General features: G+C 59.6%; 24 protein-coding genes, 1 tRNA gene and 1 pseudogene. 17 read left to right on the top strand and 9 right to left on the bottom strand.

What is annotated here, in order from left to right; translation table 11 throughout:
* The first annotated feature begins 8 nt into the window (after positions 1-8).
* From AC1DYF_RS31680 to AC1DYF_RS31660, 5 genes are all read left to right on the top strand, one after another.
* Positions 9-848, top strand: coding sequence for a carbohydrate ABC transporter permease (locus AC1DYF_RS31680; protein ID WP_477881728.1), 840 nt, complete (start codon positions 9-11; stop codon positions 846-848).
* The gene (locus tag AC1DYF_RS31675) at positions 845-1,903 is read left to right on the top strand and encodes a Gfo/Idh/MocA family protein (protein WP_477881726.1); all 1,059 of its coding nucleotides are present in this window, start codon (positions 845-847) and stop codon (positions 1,901-1,903) included. The genes AC1DYF_RS31680 and AC1DYF_RS31675 overlap by 4 nt, the downstream gene beginning before the upstream one ends.
* Before the next feature lie 32 nt (positions 1,904-1,935).
* Positions 1,936-2,934 carry an ABC transporter ATP-binding protein gene (locus AC1DYF_RS31670; protein WP_477881724.1) on the top strand — a complete coding sequence of 333 codons (999 nt, stop codon included), beginning with the start codon at positions 1,936-1,938 and terminating at the stop codon, positions 2,932-2,934.
* Between the two features lie 220 nt (positions 2,935-3,154).
* Entirely contained in the window at positions 3,155-4,069 is a 915-nt protein-coding gene (locus AC1DYF_RS31665; protein WP_477881722.1) for an ROK family protein, read from the top strand.
* Positions 4,062-4,787 carry a copper homeostasis protein CutC gene (locus tag AC1DYF_RS31660; RefSeq protein WP_477881720.1) on the top strand — a complete coding sequence of 242 codons (726 nt, stop codon included), beginning with the start codon at positions 4,062-4,064 and terminating at the stop codon, positions 4,785-4,787. The genes AC1DYF_RS31665 and AC1DYF_RS31660 overlap by 8 nt, the downstream gene beginning before the upstream one ends.
* A 46-nt stretch (positions 4,788-4,833) precedes the next feature.
* On the opposite strand, the gene AC1DYF_RS31655 is transcribed toward AC1DYF_RS31660, so the two are convergent.
* The 3 genes from AC1DYF_RS31655 to AC1DYF_RS31645 are packed head-to-tail and all read right to left on the bottom strand — an operon-like array spanning position 4,834 to position 5,643.
* Positions 4,834-5,064 carry a hypothetical protein gene (locus AC1DYF_RS31655; protein ID WP_477881718.1) on the bottom strand — a complete coding sequence of 77 codons (231 nt, stop codon included), beginning with the start codon at positions 5,062-5,064 and terminating at the stop codon, positions 4,834-4,836.
* 38 nt (positions 5,065-5,102) lie between these two features.
* Positions 5,103-5,327: a hypervirulence associated TUDOR domain-containing protein gene (locus AC1DYF_RS31650; RefSeq protein WP_477881716.1), complete on the bottom strand. Its 225-nt coding sequence runs from the start codon at positions 5,325-5,327 to the stop codon at positions 5,103-5,105.
* Positions 5,328-5,382: 55 nt separating this feature from the next.
* A complete protein-coding gene (locus tag AC1DYF_RS31645; protein WP_477881714.1) occupies positions 5,383-5,643 on the bottom strand; it encodes a DUF2171 domain-containing protein in 261 nt (86 codons plus the stop codon).
* 593 nt (positions 5,644-6,236) lie between these two features.
* On the opposite strand from AC1DYF_RS31645, the gene AC1DYF_RS31640 reads away from it, so the two are divergent.
* The 4 genes and pseudogenes from AC1DYF_RS31640 to AC1DYF_RS31625 all read left to right on the top strand — a co-directional run bounded on the left by AC1DYF_RS31640 (position 6,237) and on the right by AC1DYF_RS31625 (position 10,425).
* Positions 6,237-6,464: a hypothetical protein gene (locus AC1DYF_RS31640; protein ID WP_477881712.1), complete on the top strand. Its 228-nt coding sequence runs from the start codon at positions 6,237-6,239 to the stop codon at positions 6,462-6,464.
* Between the two features lie 94 nt (positions 6,465-6,558).
* Positions 6,559-8,608 (top strand): annotated as a pseudogene (locus AC1DYF_RS31635) (ATP-dependent helicase).
* A gap of 119 nt (positions 8,609-8,727) precedes the next feature.
* A tRNA-Thr gene (locus AC1DYF_RS31630) sits at positions 8,728-8,802 on the top strand.
* An 81-nt stretch (positions 8,803-8,883) separates the two neighbouring features.
* Positions 8,884-10,425, top strand: coding sequence for a DUF6538 domain-containing protein (locus tag AC1DYF_RS31625; RefSeq protein WP_477881711.1), 1,542 nt, complete (start codon positions 8,884-8,886; stop codon positions 10,423-10,425).
* Between the two features lie 39 nt (positions 10,426-10,464).
* Here the strand turns inward: AC1DYF_RS31625 and AC1DYF_RS31620 are convergent, their stop codons facing one another.
* On the bottom strand, positions 10,465-11,019 hold the full coding sequence (locus AC1DYF_RS31620) for a hypothetical protein (RefSeq protein ID WP_477881709.1): 555 nt from the start codon (positions 11,017-11,019) through the stop codon (positions 10,465-10,467).
* 225 nt (positions 11,020-11,244) lie between these two features.
* Positions 11,245-11,478: a hypothetical protein gene (locus tag AC1DYF_RS31615; protein ID WP_477881707.1), complete on the bottom strand. Its 234-nt coding sequence runs from the start codon at positions 11,476-11,478 to the stop codon at positions 11,245-11,247.
* A gap of 233 nt (positions 11,479-11,711) precedes the next feature.
* Between AC1DYF_RS31615 and AC1DYF_RS31610 the strand changes: the two genes are divergently transcribed.
* Positions 11,712-11,939 (top strand): hypothetical protein, encoded by a 228-nt coding sequence (locus tag AC1DYF_RS31610; RefSeq protein WP_477881705.1) that lies wholly within the window; start codon positions 11,712-11,714, stop codon positions 11,937-11,939.
* On the opposite strand, the gene AC1DYF_RS31605 is transcribed toward AC1DYF_RS31610, so the two are convergent.
* The 3 genes from AC1DYF_RS31605 to AC1DYF_RS31595 all read right to left on the bottom strand — a co-directional run bounded on the left by AC1DYF_RS31605 (position 11,926) and on the right by AC1DYF_RS31595 (position 13,715).
* Complete coding sequence (locus AC1DYF_RS31605) at positions 11,926-12,648, bottom strand: SOS response-associated peptidase family protein (protein ID WP_477881703.1); 723 nt, start codon at positions 12,646-12,648, stop codon at positions 11,926-11,928. The two genes, AC1DYF_RS31610 and AC1DYF_RS31605, sit on opposite strands and share 14 nt — an antisense overlap.
* Entirely contained in the window at positions 12,648-12,938 is a 291-nt protein-coding gene (locus AC1DYF_RS31600) for a hypothetical protein (protein ID WP_477881701.1), read from the bottom strand. Before AC1DYF_RS31600 ends, AC1DYF_RS31605 begins: the two co-directional genes overlap by 1 nt.
* Before the next feature lie 339 nt (positions 12,939-13,277).
* Positions 13,278-13,715 carry a hypothetical protein gene (locus AC1DYF_RS31595; protein WP_477881699.1) on the bottom strand — a complete coding sequence of 146 codons (438 nt, stop codon included), beginning with the start codon at positions 13,713-13,715 and terminating at the stop codon, positions 13,278-13,280.
* Positions 13,716-14,002: 287 nt separating this feature from the next.
* Between AC1DYF_RS31595 and AC1DYF_RS31590 the strand changes: the two genes are divergently transcribed.
* From AC1DYF_RS31590 to AC1DYF_RS31565, 6 genes are all read left to right on the top strand, one after another.
* Positions 14,003-14,461, top strand: coding sequence for a Rha family transcriptional regulator (locus AC1DYF_RS31590; RefSeq protein ID WP_477881697.1), 459 nt, complete (start codon positions 14,003-14,005; stop codon positions 14,459-14,461).
* 317 nt (positions 14,462-14,778) lie between these two features.
* Positions 14,779-14,964 carry a hypothetical protein gene (locus AC1DYF_RS31585; RefSeq protein ID WP_477881695.1) on the top strand — a complete coding sequence of 62 codons (186 nt, stop codon included), beginning with the start codon at positions 14,779-14,781 and terminating at the stop codon, positions 14,962-14,964.
* A 61-nt stretch (positions 14,965-15,025) separates the two neighbouring features.
* Entirely contained in the window at positions 15,026-15,664 is a 639-nt protein-coding gene (locus AC1DYF_RS31580) for a hypothetical protein (RefSeq protein ID WP_477881693.1), read from the top strand.
* Positions 15,665-16,190: 526 nt separating this feature from the next.
* The gene (locus AC1DYF_RS31575) at positions 16,191-16,754 is read left to right on the top strand and encodes a hypothetical protein (RefSeq protein WP_477881691.1); all 564 of its coding nucleotides are present in this window, start codon (positions 16,191-16,193) and stop codon (positions 16,752-16,754) included.
* A gap of 355 nt (positions 16,755-17,109) precedes the next feature.
* Positions 17,110-17,610: a hypothetical protein gene (locus AC1DYF_RS31570; protein ID WP_477881689.1), complete on the top strand. Its 501-nt coding sequence runs from the start codon at positions 17,110-17,112 to the stop codon at positions 17,608-17,610.
* Positions 17,611-17,621: 11 nt separating this feature from the next.
* On the top strand, positions 17,622-18,182 hold the full coding sequence (locus AC1DYF_RS31565; RefSeq protein WP_477881687.1) for a hypothetical protein: 561 nt from the start codon (positions 17,622-17,624) through the stop codon (positions 18,180-18,182).
* Between the two features lie 401 nt (positions 18,183-18,583).
* Here AC1DYF_RS31565 and AC1DYF_RS31560 read toward each other — a convergent pair whose 3' ends face one another.
* Positions 18,584-18,964 carry a hypothetical protein gene (locus AC1DYF_RS31560; RefSeq protein ID WP_477881685.1) on the bottom strand — a complete coding sequence of 127 codons (381 nt, stop codon included), beginning with the start codon at positions 18,962-18,964 and terminating at the stop codon, positions 18,584-18,586.
* A gap of 195 nt (positions 18,965-19,159) precedes the next feature.
* Here AC1DYF_RS31560 and AC1DYF_RS31555 point away from each other — a divergent pair, with 195 nt between their 5' ends.
* Positions 19,160-19,720 carry a recombinase family protein gene (locus tag AC1DYF_RS31555; protein ID WP_477881683.1) on the top strand — a complete coding sequence of 187 codons (561 nt, stop codon included), beginning with the start codon at positions 19,160-19,162 and terminating at the stop codon, positions 19,718-19,720.
* The last annotated feature ends 181 nt before the right edge of the window (positions 19,721-19,901 follow it).

Here is a 19,901-nt window from a genome sequence, read left to right as displayed (position 1 = left end):
AGGAAGATATGTCGAAAGCTCGTTCTTCTGTCCGCCGTTCGATCGCAGCCCACGCGGTGCTGATCGCCTATACGATCGTGGCGCTGTTTCCGGTGTTTATGACGATCATCAATTCGTTCAAGTCGCGCGCTGCGATCTTCCGCAATCCGATGCAGCCGCCGCTGCCCGGAACCTTCGACCCGATCGGCTATACGACCGTGCTCGGCCAGGGCGATTTCCTGCACTACATGCAGAACTCGCTGATCATCACCATCGTCTCGATCTTCTTCGTTCTGCTCTTCGGCGCCATGGCCGCCTTCGCACTGTCGGAATATCGCTTCAAGGGCAATACGCTGCTCGGCCTCTACATGGCGCTCGGCATCATGATCCCGATCCGCCTCGGCACGATCGGCATCCTGCAGGGCATGGTGGCCACCGGCCTTGTCAATACGCGCACGGCGCTGATCCTCGTCTATACGGCACAGGGCCTGCCGCTGGCGATCTTCATTCTGTCGGAATTCATGAAGACGGTCTCCGACGACCTGAAGAATGCCGGGCGCATCGACGGGCTGTCGGAATATGCAATCTTCTTCCGCCTGGTTCTGCCGCTGGTGCGTCCCGCCATGGCGACGGTCGCCGTCTTCTCGATGATCCCGATCTGGAACGACCTGTGGTTCCCGCTGATCCTGGCGCCAGCTGAGGCGACCAAGACGATCACGCTCGGCGCGCAGGTATTCATCGGCCAGTATGTCACCAACTGGAATGCGGTTCTGGCAGCGCTGTCGCTCGCCATCGCGCCGGTCCTCATCCTTTATCTCATCTTCTCGCGGCAACTGATCCGCGGCATCACGGCAGGAGCAGTGAAATGAGTGAAGCCCCCATCCGGGTCCTCGTCGCCGGCCTTGGCAATATGGGCATGAGCCATGCCCAGGCCTATGCCAAGAATTCCGGCTTCGACATTGTCGGCCTCGTCAACCGCTCGAAGGTGGACCTGCCGGACCTGCTTTCCGGCCGCGCTATCCTGCCGTCTTTCGCCGAGGCGCTGGCCGAGCTGAAGCCGGAACTCTGCTCGATCAACACCTATTCCGACAGCCATGCCGACTTTGCGGTCAAGGCGATGGAGGCCGGCTGCCATGTCTTCGTCGAGAAGCCGCTGGCAACCACAGTCGCCGATGCCGAGCGCGTCGTCGCCTGCGCCCGGGCCAATGGCCGCAAGCTGGTGATCGGCTATATCCTGCGGCACCATCCTTCGTGGATCAAGCTGATCGCGCTGGCCCGCGACCTCGGCGGCCCCTATGTCTTCCGCATGAACCTCAACCAGCAATCCGTCGGCAAGACCTGGGAGACGCACAAGGCGCTGATGCAGACCACGCCGCCGATCGTCGATTGCGGCGTCCACTATGTCGATGTCATGTGCCAGATCACCGATGCCAAGCCGGTTTCGGTGCGCGGCATGGGCCTGCGCCTCTCCGACGAGATCAAGCCGGACATGTATAATTACGGCCACCTGCAGGTGCTGTTCGACGACGGATCGGTTGGCTGGTACGAGGCCGGCTGGGGTCCGATGATCTCGGAAACCGCCTTCTTCGTCAAGGACGTGATGTCGCCGAACGGCTGCGTCTCGATCGTCATGGACCCGAACGCCAAGTCCGACGACATCGATACCCACACCAAGACTTCGACCATTCGCCTGCACAAGGCCAAGGCCGGCCCGGACGCCAAGTTCGTCGAGCCCGACCAGATGCTGCAGATGGCCGGCGAGCCGGGTCATCAGGACCTCTGCGATCTCGAGCAGGCCTTCGTGTTCAAGGCGATCCGTGAGGACCTGGATCTTGAGCGCCACATGAACGACGCGGTGCAATCGCTCCGCATTTGCCTGGCGGCAGACGAAAGCGTCCGCACCGGCAAGATGATAGACCTCTAAGGGGTTTTCACCCCAAAACCTGGAGAACCTCGTTGGGTAATCTCACGCTTAAATCGGTAAACAAGTCGTTCGGCCCGGTGCATGTGCTGAAAGGCATCGACCTTGACGTCAACGACGGCGAATTCGTGATCTTCGTCGGCCCGTCGGGTTGCGGCAAGTCCACGCTTCTGCGCAGCATTGCCGGCCTGGAAGACATCACCTCGGGCCAGATCGTCATCGACGGCAAGGAAGTGTCGGCCACCCCGCCTGCCAAGCGCGGCATTGCCATGGTCTTCCAATCCTATGCGCTCTACCCGCATCTGACCGTGCGCGACAACATGGCGCTCGGCCTGAAACAGGCCGGCGAGCAGAAATCGGTGATCGACGATCGGGTGAAGAAGGCCTCGACCATGCTGTCGCTGGAACCCTATCTGGAACGCCGACCGGCCGAACTTTCCGGCGGCCAGCGCCAGCGCGTCGCCATCGGCCGCGCCATCGTGCGCGAGCCGACGCTCTTCCTGTTCGATGAGCCGCTCTCCAACCTCGATGCCGCGCTACGCGTCCAGACGCGTCTCGAAATCGCCAAGCTGCACCGGCGGCTGAAGGCGACGATCATCTATGTCACTCATGACCAGGTCGAGGCGATGACGCTGGCCGACAAGATCGTCGTGCTCAATGCCGGACTTGTCGAGCAGGTCGGCTCGCCGATGGAACTCTACAATCGCCCCAACAATCTCTTCGTCGCCGGCTTCATCGGTTCGCCGCAGATGAATTTCATCGATGCGGAGCGCCTGGGCGAAAGTGGCTACAAGACGCTCGGCGTCCGGCCTGAACATATGACGCTGTCGCGCGACAGCGGCCAGTGGTCGGGGAAGGTCGTCCATGTGGAGCATCTGGGCGCCGAGACGATCGTTTATCTGGAAAGCGAGAAGGTTGGGTCGTTGACGGTGAAGCTGTTCGGCGAACATGCCTTTGCCGTGGATGACGTTGTACATGCCTCGGCCAATGGCGCCACGCACCGGTTCGATGCGGAGGGCAGGGCGATTCGATGATTGCGACGCGGAGGATGACGCTACCCCCCTCTGCCCTGCCGGGCATCTCCCCCTTAAGGGGGGAGATTGGATGGGGCACTGCCTCGCCACAATCTTCTTCAGCACTCTCAGCCCTCAACGGCAATTTGTGGCAGGCGGTCAGCCGCTTGCCAATCTCCCCCCTTGAGGGGGAGATGGCCGGCAGGCCAGAGGGGGGTGAGCCACTCGCTCCAACCTACCTATGATTCTCTGCCTCGACATCGGCGGCAGTTGGATCAAGAGCGCCGTCGCCCGTTCGGCCGACGATATCCAGATCCTCGACCGCTATCCGACCCCTCTCGATGACTATCCGGCTTTCATCGCTATCCTCCGCGACATCATCGCCGCCCAGCCGCAAACACCCGCCTGCCTTTCGATCTCCATGACCGGCGTCGTCGATCCCGAGACCGGCATCATCACCTGCGCCAACATCCCCTGTATCGACCAGAGGCCGCTCCAAGCCGATCTCGAAGCCACCCTCAACCTCCCCGTCATCATTGCCAACGACGCCGATTGCTTTGTCCTCGCCGAAGCCGGTGCAGGCGCGGGGAGAGGGCATGCCATCGTCTTCGGCATCATCCTCGGCTCCGGTGTCGGTGGTGGACTGGTGGCGGACGGCAGGCTGATCAATGCCAAAGGCGGCTTTGCCGGCGAATGGGGGCATGGCCCGATTGTCGCGGCCTTCGCCGGCGATCCGTCGGTTGCCATCCCCGCTTTTCCCTGCACCTGCGGCCAGAAAGGCTGCGTCAACACCATCGGCGGCGCGCGCGGGCTGGAGCGGCTCTATCAGCACCTGCATGCCGAGGAAATCGCCAGCACGGCGATCATCGAGGCCTGGCAATCCGGTGATTCAAAGGCGGTGCGCACCGTAGAAATTTATGTCGACCTCGTCGCCTCGCCCTTAGCACTTGCCGTCAATATTACCGGCGCTTCGATCGTGCCGGCCGGCGGCGGACTCTCAAATTCCCAGGAACTTCTCACGGAAATTGACCTTTCCGTAAGAAGACGGATACTAAGGGAGTTTCGCCGGCCGCTCGTGGTGAGGGCCGGCTGCGATGTGGAGCCGGGCCTGATCGGGGCGGCATTGATGGGACTGGAACGAAGCCGGCATGGCTGACATATTGCTCGAAGTCTGCGTGGACGACGTCGCCGGGCTGGAAGCTGCAATCGAAGGCGGGGCCGACCGCATCGAGCTTTGCAGCGCGCTGGCCGTTGGCGGCTTGACGCCTTCAGCCGGCCTGATGAGTGCGGCGCAGCGCTCGCCGATCCCTTGCTATGCCATGATCCGCCCGCGCGCCGGCGATTTCATCTATACGCCGCGCGAAATCGAGATCATGACCAATGACATCTATTTCGCAGCCTCCGCCGGTCTCGCCGGCGTGGTGTTCGGCGCCAGTGCCGCAGATGGACGGCTCGACACGGAGGCGCTGATTGCGCTCTGCAATGCCGTCAGCAACATGCCGCGCACGCTGCATCGCGCCTTCGATCTCGTGCCCGATATCGACGAGGCGATCGAACTGGCGATCGAATGCGGCTTCGAACGCATATTGAGTTCCGGCCGGGCAGCGTCCGTTGACAAGGGCGTGGACGATCTTGGCAAGGCGCTGAAGATCGCCGATGGCCGCATCTCGATCATGCCCGGCGCCGGCATCAACCTGGCAAATATCGATGCCCTCCTTGATCGCCTGGATGTCAAGGAAGTGCATTCCTCCTGTTCGGCCAAGGTTGCGGTGAAAGACGAACACCTCATCACCTTCGGCTTTTCGGCCGCCGAAGTCCGTGTCACGGACCGGAATACGGTCAGGGCAATGAAGGATCGGCTGGCTGCGCGCTGAGCGGTGTCGCTGACTATGGCAGCCGCTGCTCGCGGATCATGAACACTCAATGCTTCGTGCTGGCACTCGGCCGGAAAGGCCTGGCTTTCCGGGGGGCCGGATCGTCCGCCGGATCGGGGTCCTCGTCAAAAGCGTGCCGCTGTCGCTCGATGGCATCCCCAAGCGCCGTCAGGATTTCCGCCGAGGAAAACCCGGCTTCATTGGCCTCGGCGATGATCACCTGCAGATAGACGTCGATGAAATCTTCAAGATCGGAAATTTCGAGGGACTGAGGCACGGCGAACTCCTTTCCGGCTTGTACTGATGAACACATGGTCACGCCTTCCCGAGAGGCTTTACCTCACTTGCGCGCTTGAGCACGCGGTCGCCATCGTCCTGACGGATCAGCAGAACGGGCTCGGCTTTCGACGCCTTGCGCTTGATTTCCTTTCCCTTGATCTTGCGACTGACAGTCTCGGTGAAGCGCTCGACGATCTTGCCCTTCGCGTGGTAGGCACCCCACCGCCATTCGACGGCGTCGCACTTTCGAAGCTTGGTCATTGGATATCCCCCATGAAGAAGCCGGGCGGAACCCGGCTTCTTCAGTGGATTTGGCTTACTGCACCGAGCGGCCGCTTTGTTCTTCTTCGTCGCTGATTGCCGCGGTGCTCGCCACGGACAGCTGCACGCGATTGCCCCGCACGGCTTCCACCAGTTTGAGATCGATGAAATGATGGTGGCCGGCATGGCCCGGCTGCTTGCTGTCGGCCTTGGTGAGCTTGATCCGGTCGCCCTCGACGCGGTCGACGGTGCCGACATGGCGGCCGTCCTTGCCGACGACTTCGGCATGTTCGCGGATATCGGATGCATTGAACATGATGGTCTCCTTCCGTGTTGTCCCAGGGAAGACAACGCTTGCCGCGCCGTTTTGATCCATGGCGGTGGTTGGCCGTCGATTGCGAGGGCAAACACGAAACTTCTGACCGCCTCGCCGACATCACCCCGGCGGCCGCGCTCTCTCCGGTCGCCAGGATGCGATTGCCCTCATCAAGGCCGTCGCGACGATGAGCGCCCATGATCGCGAGGATAACGACGGTTCCAGCAGCGCTGAGCCGTCATGCTTTATCTGCGCTTGCCGGATGGCCATGTCGAAATCTTCGAGGTTGCGAAGCCAGACACCGGCTGCTGAGCGTCGACTTAGTGAGCCGGCTAGAAGAAACGCGGCACGGCGGTGCCATAACCGTCAAAGAAAGCGAAGTAGATTCCGGAAAAGTGTCCCGCGGTTTTCCGACAAGAACTTGCGACAACACAACGGACAAGCGGATGAATTGTTGGCTTGCCAACGAAAGTCTGCTCAGCCGGAAGCGCAGCCGCCGATCAATAAATCGTGAGAGCTATTGGAACTTGATGCAGCACTCACCAGTTTTTTTAATACGGGATCAATCTGGTGGGCTGCCGTATAGGTGCCACATGATCAAATTGTTTTCGATCTGCCTGCTGCTGCTGATCGCCACCAATACCGAAGCTTCGATCCGCTCCTTCAAGACGGACGATACCCCCACTCTCCGGCCGGTAAGCCTGATGCAGCAGCGCCAAGCCATGCCAAGCAGACCTGCCTGCAAGCCCATCCTGCTCCTGCTGCGTTTTCCGGATGGCCGGTTCATGCTGGTGGGCATGGTGTTGCCGAAGACCTGCTGAGGCAGAGCCTCCCATCGGACCATGGAAGGCGCCGGACTTCCCAAACGGCCGCGAATCCCCTACGTTCGTATTTCGTTCCGAACGAGGGAATTGGATGGCGGCGGCCTATCTTGAGAAGTTGAACGATGCGCAGCGTCGCGCAGTCGAGCATGGCTGCAATTCGGATCAGGGCACTATTGCCGGACCGCTGCTGATCATCGCCGGCGCCGGCTCGGGCAAGACCAATACGCTTGCCCATCGCGTCGCGCATCTGATCGTCGCCGGCGCAGACCCGCGCCGTATCCTGCTCATGACCTTTTCGCGCCGCGCTGCCGGCGAGATGGCGCGCCGCGTCGAACGTATCTGCGCGCACGTCCTGGGCTCCGCCGGAGGTGCCGCCGCCGAGGCGATGAACTGGAAAGGCACGTTCCACGGCATCGGCGCCCGCCTGCTGCGCGAATATGCCTATGAGATCGGCCTGAACCCGGATTTCACCATCCACGATCGCGAGGACAGTGCCGACCTGATGAACCTCGTGCGCCACGACCTCGGTCTGTCGAAGCTGGAAAGCCGCTTTCCCACCAAGGCGACATGTCTGGCGATCTATTCCCGGGCCGTCAATTCCGAAACTCCGCTCGACGAGGTGCTGCGCGCCGCCTTTCCCTGGTGCTCCAACTGGCAGACGCAGCTGCGGGAGCTGTTCGCCGGCTATGTCGAGGCCAAGCAGGCCCAGAACGTGCTCGATTACGACGACCTGCTGCTCTACTGGCAACAGGCGGCGGTGGACCCGGTTCTGGCCGGCGAGATGGGCGGTCGTTTCGACCATGTCCTGGTCGACGAATACCAGGACACCAACCGGCTGCAGAGCTCGATCCTGATGGCGCTGAAGCCGGATGGCTGCGGGCTGACCGTGGTCGGCGACGATGCCCAGTCGATCTATTCCTTCCGCGCCGCCACCGTCCGCAACATTCTCGACTTTCCCGGCAATTTCGAACCGCGGGCCGATATCGTCACACTCGACCGCAATTACCGCTCGACCGGCCCCATCCTCGCTGCTGCCAACGGCGTGATCGAACTGGCCCGCGAGCGCTTTACCAAGAATCTCTGGACCGAACGGCAATCCGAGGATCGGCCGCGAGAGCGATCAGGCCCGCTTCGTCTGCGACCATGTGCTTGACAATCGCGAGCGTGGGCAACTGTTGAAGCAGCAGGCGGTGCTGTTCCGCGCCTCGCATCACAGTGCGGCGCTCGAAATCGAGCTCACCCGCCGCAACATTCCCTTCGCCAAGTTCGGCGGGCTGAAATTTCTGGACAGTGCCCATGTCAAGGACATGCTGGCCATCCTGCGCTTCGCCCAGAACCCGCGCGACAAGGTGGCGGGTTTCCGTCTTCTGCAGCTTCTGCCCGGCATCGGCCCACAAACGGCAGCCAAGACGCTCGACGCCATGCTGGTCGCGCCTGACCCGCTCGCCGAAATGGCAGCGCTGGTGGCCCCGCCCAAGGCTGCCGATCATTGGAATACGCTGACCGACCTGCTCCAGTCGCTGGCAGTCCGCACGGCCGGCTGGCCGCAGGAGCTCGAACAGGCCCGTCTCTGGTACGAACCGCATCTCGCCCGCGTGCACGAGGATGTCGACGCCCGCAAGGCCGATCTCGCCCAGCTCGAACAGATCGCCGGTGGCTATGGCTCGCGCGAACGCTTCCTCACCGAGCTGACGCTCGATCCGCCGGATGCCGTCAGCGACCAGCCGGGCGTCCCCTCGCTCGACGAGGATTATCTGATCCTCTCGACCATCCACTCGGCCAAGGGCCAGGAATGGACCTCCGTCTTCATCCTCAACTGCGTCGACGGCTGCATCCCCTCCGATCTCGCCGTCGGCCAGTCGGATGACATCGAGGAGGAACGCCGGCTGCTCTATGTGGCAATGACGCGGGCCAGGGACAGCCTCTCGCTCATCGTCCCCCAACGCTTCTACACCTACGGCCAGAACGCCCAGGGCGACCGTCACGTCTACGCCTCCCGCAGCCGCTTCCTGCCGGCGACGCTGCTGCAGTTCTTCGAGGTCGGCACCTGGCCCAAGCCCGCCGCCAACGACCGTGCGCCGCAGGCGGTTCGCCAGGTCCGCGTCGATGTCGGCGCCAAGATGCGCGGCATGTGGCGCTGAGCGGGAATTTCGCCAAGGCTGAAATTCTTTGGAATTCCGATGATTGGCGCTTGCGCTCACCGCCAACCTATGGCAATAGCCCGCCTGCCCGACCGGAAAGCGACTGCGCCGGTCCTGATGCTGCCGTAGCTCAGTGGTAGAGCACACCCTTGGTAAGGGTGAGGTCGAGAGTTCAATCCTCTCTGGCAGCACCATTTGTTTCTCTTGCATTTCCAAATAGTTGAGTGGTATCAGCGGCTTGAAGATTGCCCCGGTCATGTACAGGGGGTGTATTCATGGTGTTGATGATGGCCAACCCGACCAAGATGCCGACTGGCGTCTATTACTTCGTGCAACGCGTTCCCACCGACCTCATCGGCAAGGTTGGCCGGAAGGTATATTCGTATTCCCTCCAGACGAAAGACCCCAAAGAAGCCCGTGCGCGCTTTATCGAGGAGGCCGCAAAGAAGGAGCGGGAGCATGCTGCCCTTCGCTCTGCCCCGTCCGCAATTCCCCACAAAGAACTACTGGCGCTGGCCGGGAAGGCATACCAAGGGTTCGTGGCAGCCCGTGATGAGGAGCCGGGAGAGGAGACGATATGGGCTGCCTACAGCGGACTCATGGCGCGCCTTGAGAAGTCTGGCCCGGAAGTCAAGGAGCGCTGGTTTGGGGAGGAGGCAGACAGGCTCCTGATGGAAGCGGGGAAGGCGGCTGACGATTACAGCAGGCGGCGACTCATTGACGAACTGCACAAGGCTTACCGGCTGGCGGGAGAATATCAGGCCCGAAGAGCGGGCGGGGACTATAGCCCCGACACGAATGCAGCGCGGTTTCCCGCACCAGCACCCCTGAGTGCTGCCACGAAGGCGACCCCCTCAGTTGCCAAGGGGAAGGTGACGATCACCCAACTGTTCGAGTGGTGGAAGCTGGATCATACTGCCAAGGAGAGAGCGCCAGCGACGGTCGATGAATACGAGAGCAAGACTAATGCCCTGATAAAATGGCTAGGCCATGATGATGCCGTGCGCGTCACAGGGGAGAACCTGTCGGACTATCTGGACCACATGCAGCAGACTGGCCTTTCTCTCAAGACTATTGCTGACAAGTACCTGCCCCACATAAAGGCAATATTTAGAGCGGCGTCGGATAGGCAGAAAATCACCACCAACCCAGCACACGGTCTAAAGCGAACGGCAGGCGAGCGGAAGCTGACCCGAGGACCGGGCTACACCGATGCAGAAGCGAGCACCATCCTGCTGGCCGCGAACAAGGCGATATTGTCCGAGGGAAAGCATAGCGCGGAGACCAAGATCGCTTGCCGGTGGGTGCCATGGGTTTGTGCTTACACAGGTGCTCGTGTGAACGAGATCACGCAGCTTCGCAAGCAGGATGTCTATCAAGAGCATGGCATCTGGCTGATTAACATTACCCCAGAAGCAGGCACCGTGAAGAACCGCCAATATCGCCTTGTCCCCATCCACCCACACCTTGTCGAAATGGGCTTCCTCGACTTCGTCCGGTCCCACGCTGACGGCCCTCTCTTCTACCAGTCAGGCCGCAAGAGGCGAGGGGAGAAGAGTTCTCAGGCCGAGAACGTTGGCTCTGCGGTGGGCACCTGGGTGCGCTCACTGTTCGACCCGTGGGATACAAGGCTCCGGCCAAATCATGCGTGGCGGCACAGGTTCAAGACTGTGGGCCGGGATGTGGGGATGGAACTGCATTACCTCGACATGCTCCAAGGGCACGCGGATGGCAGAGCATCGACGGGCTACGGGGAAACGACCATCAAGGCCCTAGATCGGGAGATGCGAAAAATTCCCGCTATCAAGGTGGATTAGAGGCCTCCATTCACTCCACCCAGTGCGGCAACAGGCGGCTTAGACAGGTAGGTGGATGCGCTTCACCGCCTTCGACTTCGCTTCTGCATTCTGATTCGCAGCCTGCGCTTTAGACGTGCGAGAATTGTACTCCGCTGTCGATCCCTGCTTCTCCACCAACTCGGTTATGAACGGGGAGCTTGGCCATACCTTGGCCAACTCTTTCATCGTCTTGGTGCGGCGCGCATATCTGTATTGTCCCACTGTTCCCTTGTAGAGCCTCTTTACCGCCAAATAGTCAAACTCTGCCCCCTTGGTCTTGAACGAGGGGAAGGGCCACTCCTGGAGAAGCGAATTGAGATATCCGAAGACATCCTCGTCGGCCGCTCGGCTGGCTGCCGAGGCTTCAGCGGCTGCAAGGTGCGTAGCCTTGTCAGTGAGAGTGCCGTTGTAGTCACTAACATCCCAGTGTTTATTGCAGTCATCGCAGTCGAGCCTGTAGCTGATACTGACCCGCGACCAAGGATTGTCGGGTGACTCCACAACGCGCTGAACTTTCCCAGAAGTGCAGGGACAAATAGCGACGTCAAAATAATTCGTTTCCCACGTGCTCACAGTAAATCATCTCTCCTGTCATTCAGCCTAGTAGCTTACGGCGGCGCTCGTTGTCGTCGATCTGACGCCGCACCACCAAAGGGCAATGCGTTCGCCCCTTAGCCGGATCGGCCGCACAGCGCGTTTGCGAATTCCCCGGTGTTTTGGCCAATCGTTGGCCTTGGTCGCGTTGATCTGTCTGCCCGGTGCCAGAAAGACGCCCGCCCGTGCGGAGCAGCAGCCCGCCTAATCGCTACATTCCATCATGTATCGGCTTTGCATCTTTTCTTCGTAGCGTGCTCTGCTTTTCAGCGCTGACAACACGTATCGGTTCCAGACGTAGAGCTGATGGCGGCTTAGGCTTTCGGTGCTGCTGTCATTATTGAGAACCTTTAGGGCGATGCCCTGAGCCGCCCCCTCGAGATCATCGATAACCTCACCGAGTTGGAACTCGAAAGACATCTCCATGCCGCCGCTCATCCCTGGAACTCCTCGACTGCCGACTCAAGCCTAGCCCTTTTGAAAATGACGGCAAGCAATGAATTGAACGCTCTGTCGGCGCGGCTTGATTTCTCCACAGCCCAATAAGAGCGCTCCGCCTATATTCGATATCACGCCATCCCGGATATCGAAGTCGCTATCGTGTACACTGCGGCGGTAAGCTCTTGCGGAACCTGCGATTGCTGGCATCATTGTCATGTCAGGAGCACGCCATGAATCCGCCACGACGCCTAACGCCCTACGATGACCGCTTGCTTGATTGCGAGGAGGCCCTCGAAGATGACTTCCTGAGGCTAGTGGATAGGGCCTGCGATCACGGCTGGAATGCTACAGAAATCGCGGTCGCCATCACCAACCTCGCGGACAATCTCATCTTGAAGCTGGCGGCACAGGACGAGACGTGCATGCAAATCCTGGCTGCGAAGTTCAAGCGGCCTTAGGGACCGGCTCTAGGCGCATGATCTCGTCATCCGGCAGAGGCCTTTGAAGGTGCTTCACATCGCTCCAGGGCTTCGTGAGCCAGAGGTCGATCTCAAGGTCATTCCTCAAGATCACCGGCATAGCCTTGTCGTGGACCTCACCGACAACCCGGTTTGGGCTTGTGGTCAGAAAGCCGAACAGGTCGATGGTCTCAAGGCCGGTCCTTACCTTCCGCACAGATGTCCACTGCGGCACCCATATCCCAGCAAACCAGAACAGCGGTTTATCCTCGTTCATGGCAAACCAAGCATTCGGCGTTCTTCCGCCCTCGACCTTGGAGGCGGGGTCAGGTTCCGCGAACTCCGTCACCGGCACGATGCAGCGGTTTTCCACCCCAAGCCAAGGTTTCCAGTGGGAACTGCTGGTATTGCGCACGTTCGTCGTGCCGCCGTCTGGCTCCATTTTCAGCAGCTCGTCGAAATTGACTTCCTTGCCCTTGGCGCGAAGCTTGTTGGCCCGCACGGTCGCCGCATCAAGTAGAGCCTTCTTGGAACTCGGCAGCCCCCAGCGGACACTGGCAAGCTCAAGCTCACCACCATTGTTGCGGATGATGGGAGCCTCGTAGTCCGGATAAATCTCGTAGTAGTCCTTGATGTTGATGCGGCTGTGGGCCTCTTGCGCCCACTTGTTCTGCCAGTCCTTCGGTTCCATGCGGAAGAGGTTGCACATTACAAGACTCCGTCCTTCCAAACCGGCAGCCGCTTGTAAGTCACCTTCACCAAGCGACGAACTTGCAGATGCCTGACATCAGGCCCGTAAATGGCCTCCCAATCCGCAACCATATTCCGCTTCTCACCACATTCGTCGCAGCGGAACCAGTTGGGGATTTCATGAATGCCGATAGGGCCGCAGAGCGTCAACAGGTCTTTTGGCAGATATCGCCGCATGATACGGCAATGCTGGCAGATCACCTTGACCAACATGCCGTCGATATCGGCTTGAGCCAAGGTGTAGGCCATCTGCCTGCGGGTGTAGCCGTTTCTCTCAGGCAAAACGTACTCCTGCTACCTCGGCACCCTATGGAAATGGATGACGCTCGCACCACGAACGTTGCATCTCGTGCATCGAAGCCGCCGCGCTAGCTTCATCACCGGCACCGTGGAGCCACGCTCGGCCTCAAGACGCCAGCGATCTATGACAGTATCTCGACCACAGGAATGGCATTGAGCTGAGAGAAACCACGCGGCGGGGAGATCACCCAGCGTAAGCTTCTTGGCGGCCTCAGACGCAGCAAACAGCTCGCTAAGTGTGAAGCCATTGAATGGGCCGTCGCGGTACAAGAGGCCGCCGCGATCACGCTACTTAACAAGCCTCAACTGGGCAGGTGGCTTTCCGTGCCGTTCGTGCAGGCCCGCTAGATACCACTCAGTCAAATCATCGCCGCGCTCATAGTCTCGCTCGAACATGGCCCGCTGATGGGGATTTGCGCGGCTTCGCTGGTAGGCCTTCTGGACCTCGTCCGGGTAGTCAATCAGGTTCATGTTGTCCAGGTCTTCGATGTCCATGTCCATCCAGTCGTATGGCAGTTTCTGCCAGAGGATGACACGGGAGGCTAAATAGGCCCGGACAATCTCCTCGTCGCTGGCGGTGGCGACGAATACGTTCCACTCCTCCTCAGCCTTGTCGAGTATGGCGGCGAGTTCCGGCGCTCGCTCTTTCATCCTGTTGTATTCAGCTTCGGTCATGTGCTCGCTGTAATCGGAATAGGGGCCGATTGGCTCGTATTTGTCGAACATTCGCTGTCTCCTTCACGCTGGAGCGATGTTCTTATTTTGTTCTTAGAGGGCGTGAGAGTCAATACGCTGTTCGAACGGAAATCTGACCGGCAAGCGCCGCGCCAGTTCGTGCGCCGGTATCGACCCTACAGCGCATTTCCCCCTTCCGCAGTGCTTGGCTCATCTTCCGCCCCATGCGCGCTAGTTGGCCTACCCGCGATCAGAAAGAACGCCCGTCGGGGGAATTACCACCCCCTTAAGTATAGACGAAACGTCGCCCCAAGCGGGCCACTCAGCAGGACACTTTCATGAACGCTCTGACCAACCTCTCCACCGCTCCCACCATGTCCAGCCGCGAGATCGCTGAGCTGACCGGCAAAGAACACAAGAACGTCCTGGTGGACATTCGTAAGGTTCTCACTGAGCTGAAATCTCAGCCGAGTGATTTTGCCGGCGATTACATCGACTCCACCGGCAGAAGGCTCCCAGCTTATCTGCTCCCCAAGCGGGAGACCCTAATCCTCGTCTCTGGCTACTCGGTCGCCTTGCGCGCCAAGATCATCGACCGCTGGCAGGAGCTGGAGGACAGCGCGGCTCATCCTATCGTGGCCGTCCCCAACTTCTCGAACCCCGCTGAGGCTGCCCGTGCGTGGGCCGATCAGTTCGAGCAGCGGGAAGGGCTTTCCCTGAACAGTCAGGGGAATGTCGATGCCCCCAGAATTGGGGACAGCTATGCTGCCTTTGCGCCAGACCCTCATTTGGAATGAGATACATACCGAGCGAGCAGTTCACCGCGTTCGCGGGATAACTCCGTTTAGCGCGCAATGGTGCGACATTCTGACTCGGGCCCCTGATCAGGCTTGTTAACGCGCGAGGCCAAACCGACCCCGTCAACCCGGTGATACTCCCGGCACCTCAGTCACGGACAATCCTTGCATTTTTGCATTAAATTCGAATTCGATTAAGCCATTGAAAAATATTTATTATTATCTCTTGACGTTGTGGCGCAGGCGGGAGTCTAACAGGACCACCGCAAGGCTGCACTGGGGCGGACCGAAGCTGGGCAACGTGAAGGGAATTGAGAATGCGCATGCGTTTTGTGGTGCTCGGACGGAAGCTGTTTATCGAGGTGTCCGGCCTCGACCACATCTTTATCGCGACCACGTGGCACGAGTTTTATTACAGCCGAGAATGGTGGTTCGAGGGTCGGAATGGCCGCAATCGCCATTGGTGCTTGGCCCGGCCGGCGCCCGCTATCGCTGGCAACTGATCATTGAAGGACGATGACGGGATGTCGATATTTCGCAGCCTCAAAACACTCGCCTTCCCTATTGGCTTTGGGTGCCAAGCGCCATGACGAGCTTGTCAGCTTCCACGAGCGAGACGGTCAGCAATTCGTGCTGCTGTCGGACCTTTGGCGGCTCGCCGGCACGGAGGGCGATCCGACCAGTGCGCTGGAGACCTACTCCGCCACTCTCGGTGATCGGGCCCCCCAGAACATACTCTTGAAAACACAGCCGCCGCGCGATGCGCTTGTGTCCCGAGCTATGGCAACTTGGCTGGTCGAGGACCGGCTTTCAAATGGAGCCTCCGCGTTCTTCGACGAGTACACTGTTGCTTGGCTATTCGACGAGGCGTGCCGAGCGTTCCACGGCCCGGCCATCATCATGGACATCTTTGAGCGAGTCGCCGCCACCCCTGAGGACCAGCCTAACCGTGTTGGGCTTCAGATGGAAATCGACCGGGTGGCACAGGCGATGCTGCGGCACTGGGGTTACCAGCGAAACGGCTTTCCGACCTTGGATAGGGGACAGACAGCGTTCCTCCGCCGCCTCACGATGAGACAAAGCGATAGCCGCAGAGCCGTCCATGCAACGCGCGTGGCTGCTCGCTTCTTTGATCTCAACGCGCAAGAGGTAGCGGAGAAGCTTCGTCGTGAGCCTGGCGACGTTTTCCTGCGCTCCTCGTGACCGATGTGGACCACAGGAATTACCACCCCCTTATGAAAAGAGGAGATGATTCCCCCCACCTTAGTAAAGACCTCAATGAATTAACCCTCCTTTATGGGGAATAGAGGAGGACTTCAGGAGAGACTTCAAGCTGACCTCTTGAAGGCAGACCACTGAAGGTAGTTATCTCTATGGGGATTGATGATGAAGTCCAGTGATCATCAAAACCTAAAGAGCCCCTCAAGGTGTCCCTTAACGATACCCTATAAGGCGACCTGATCGCCGCATCCATCGTAACACCTGAACGTAGCCATCCTTGGCACTCGACTATCGAGAACGTTCGTGGATGACGTTCCTTGCCGGTCCTGTCAGCTTCGATGCTGGCTTGGCCGGCTCTCGCTCTGTCAGTCGTGATCGCCCCGGTTACTTGCCCTCTGAGGCCGGTAGCTGGGGCTTTCTCGTTTCTACCAGAGCCTATCCACCATCCACCCATCCATCATCGACAGAGCATCATCCGGGCATGTCCCCGGAGAAGAAAGGAACATCCATGACAACACTATCCGATTTCGGCAGAGCCTTTAGAGACGCCCGAACCTCCGGCAAGAAGACCTTCTCGTGGCGCGGCAAGCTGTACACGCCCAAGCTCGCGTCTGAGACAAAGCAGCCCAGGAACGTCCCCACACCGGCGTCCCGTCCCTCGAACCTGACCGCAMACGACTCTATGGCGGCAGGGCGACAGGCTGAGCGATCGGTGGCTGCGTCACAATCGTCCGCCAGTTCGACAGCCTCGACAACCCCGACAAGCTCGACCACGCCGGTCAGCAGTGCGAATGTGAACTCCGAGCTGGCAGCAGGCCGTTACAAGACGGCCCGTCAGCCCGTCACGTCAGTCAGCACCACGAAGGCAATCAGCAGAGCGAACATCGACTCCGCGACGAACGTGGTCAAGAAGCCGCAGGCTATGGCACGGCAAGTCATCATTCCCTCGTCCACCACGACGAAGACTGTCAGCAGAGCAAACGTGAACGCCGCCACGAACACGGTTGGCAAAAACCCGGCTCTCGATCTCAGGATCAAGAAGAAGGGCTATCTGGCTGTCTTGTTTGAGTAACGACCTGACAAACCTTTGACGCCTCGCTGAAGCGCACCCGGGAAGTGCTATTTACCGGTGCTTTGGGTCTGGTGATGGCCTAGATGGCCATCGCCAATTCCAGAGAAATGCGTGGATATCGTAGTTTGCCTCAAGGCGACTGTAGCGGGAGCTGGATACACGCGCCGCCCAGCCGCCCACGAGTGTGATGCCCCAGATCACATACGGCCCTATCCACCTCAAATCTTGGAAAAGGAGAAGCCACGCAAGACCGATGACTATTGCGGCTCTCCAAATCTGAAGCGCGATCTTTGTCACAACCCTACCGCGTCCATCACTCATCGACCGCAAGCCATCAATCACCAAGGAAATCTTTATGGACGACAATACCACGCCGCCCGAAGGCCAGCTACTAGCCGAGAGCGCCCCCGAGTACGACACCACGATGGTCGAAAAGTTCGAAGACTCGCAGGGCGCTCAGACCGAACAGACCGGCATTCAGGAAGCGCTGAGCATCCCTCCCATGATCAATCCCGCTTGTACGGCATCCCCTCTCAAGATCATCATCACGGCCCTCAAGCCGGACCATCGCGGGCAGCCCTATTCGGTCTCATTCGAAGGCGAGACCATTATCTCCAAGTCTCACGTGCCGTCGCATGACGCATGCCGCTTTCTGGCCGAGCAGGGCTTCACCGGCCCACTGGAGGTCTGGTCCGGCATCGAGCCATTCGCCCGACTAAAGATTGCCGACCTCGTCAAAGCTGCCAAATGGACAGTCAAGGAGGGGGACGCACACGGCCCGAAGTTCTCGCCCTATGTCCGCTTTGATAGGTCCGCCTTCATGGCGAGGCTTGAGGTCGACAGGGAAGCGGCGTGAGGGAGACCGGGATGCAATACACCCGTGAGGTCTTCGACCGTACGACGGGGGAACTCGTTGTCATCGATCTAGGTCACTGGATCAGTGTTAGGGAACTCGGCGAGATGCACGGCCTCGGCAGACGACAGACAACGGAAGTGCTCCGTAAGCTGGACGTGTTGCAGGTCGAGGTCACAGGCCGGACAGTCAGGCACCGCCTCGCTCGCTGGTTCACTGAGCGGGGCTTTGGGAAGCGCCTGAAGCGGCTGACCGACAGGTTCCCCTTCGACGTCCTCAGCCCGGCAGGGCAGGAATGGATCAACAGCCTATGGCCATTGGCCGTCGCTGAGATCAGGCAGGAAAAGATGACTGGTCCCGTCTGTGCGGCCCGCACGGCATTGGAGGCATTCTCCGCAGATCGGAGGCCTATGACGGCGCAGATGCAAGTCTGCTGGCTCATCGATCACCACCCTCACTTGACCCAGCAGCAAATGGGAGAGGTGCTGTCGATCTCGCAACAACTGGTCAGCGGGACATCACGATCAGGGCCGAGCAGTTGGCCCGGATGGTCGCACTCAAGACCACTCCGCTGACGGAGTTGGGGCTTGCTCTCTCCCACTAGGCGATTTTCCTGATGGTTGTAACCATGATGGGGAAAGGACTATACACAAGAGTACAACAAGCCAAAAAATGACTTGGCGCTGTCTGGTCCCCCATCGGCAACGATCTGGCCACGGTCTCAGCCCATCACCGCCAGCGTCCCGTATAATCTGCCCGTCAAACGGCATTCTTCGTTATCACCACCCCGGCTATTTTAAGCGTTCTCGGTCGGGGTGGTATGTTGGGGTGCATATGGGCACGGAAGGGCGCTAGACGGGCACCCCAAATGTTTTTGGCAGAAATCTGTTTGCCCAAATCAAATAAGAGGCTTCGGCGGCTCCCCCCCCGGCACCCCCTCTGTGTTCGCTTCGTCGCTGGCCTTGGCCGCCACGCCCTATTGCGGCAACGGTGGCTTCTTGTTATCCGGCACCTCGAAGCTAGTAGTGTTGACCTCCGGCGGTCCCTCTCGTCTCCAACGTTCGATGACGTGATTTCGCAAGCAGGTCGACCATTGCTCGTACTGCTTGTCCATCCATTCGGGGTAGAGCGCTTGGCAGGCGGCTTCGTCCAGTCTCACCTTGCGATGTTCTATATTCCTCATTCTCCAGTACCTGTCGATACAAGCAGGTGAAGCCGGGCCTACCTTGTAGCGCGCAAGGCAAGCTGCATTCGAAGTCTCGCGGCTAAGATATTTGAAGTCGTCACATCCGGTCAGAAGACAGATCGGCATCAGAAATACCATCCTCCATTTCGTCATCTTCGAACCTTCCGCCATGGCATTGTCGTGGGGTGATGAAACTATCCCATACTCTTGGCGGACAAGACAGCACAAGCAATCGTCTCACTAGGGCCTGCCTCTGTGACTCCCTGCCGGATGGCAGTTTCGTGGTGTCATATGAATGGGTATTGACTTTTGGCACTGACAGTGTCTCAATATCCCAGATGCTATTGACACTCCCAAGGAGACACCATGCCATCCACCATCATCGGCTACGCCCGCACCTCTACCGCTGAGCAAGTCGCAGGGCTTGAGGCTCAGGTGAGAGACCTGAATGCAGCGGGCTGCGAGCGCATCTTTCAGGAACAGGTGTCGTCGCTCGACGCTAACCGCAAGGAACTTGAGCGGGCGCTGGACTATGTCCGTGAGGGTGACACGCTGGTGGTCACCAAGCTTGACCGCCTTGCGCGCTCGATGGCGAACTTCGTGGACATCACCAGCAAGCTCAAGTCCAAGGGCGTGGGCCTCAAGGTGCTCAACCTGAACCTTGATACATCCACCCCCACGGGCAAGCTCATGTTGAACCTCATGGGTTCTATTGCGGAGTTCGAGCGGGAGCTGATGCTTGAGCGCCAGCGCGAGGGCATCGCCAAGGCTAAGGCTGACGGCAAATACAAGGGTCGAGCGCCCACGGCCCGCGCCAAGGCTGAGCAGGTGCTCCGTCTGAGGGCTGAAGGCAAGACCGTGGAGGCCATCGTAGCTGAGCTTGCTGTGAGCCGCTCCAGCGTCTTTCGAATACTCAGAGAGGCGTAGCGCGCCATGTTTGGGTTTTAGTCTTTCGCTACTCGATTATGTGTTTTCACCGTGCCAGCATAGCGGATGGATTCGGTTATCGCCTCGATTGCAGTAGTTTCTGGAGCCTTGTGCAGGCTACCCGAGGCTACCAGTGGCTACTCGAGGCTTCTCGAGGTTACGAGGGGGGCTTCTAGGGGGG

Source organism: Rhizobium sp. P2_G9 (assembly GCF_056403475.1).
The sequence above is the reverse complement of the archived record's forward strand: the minus strand, read 5'-3'. Positions and strand labels throughout refer to the sequence as shown.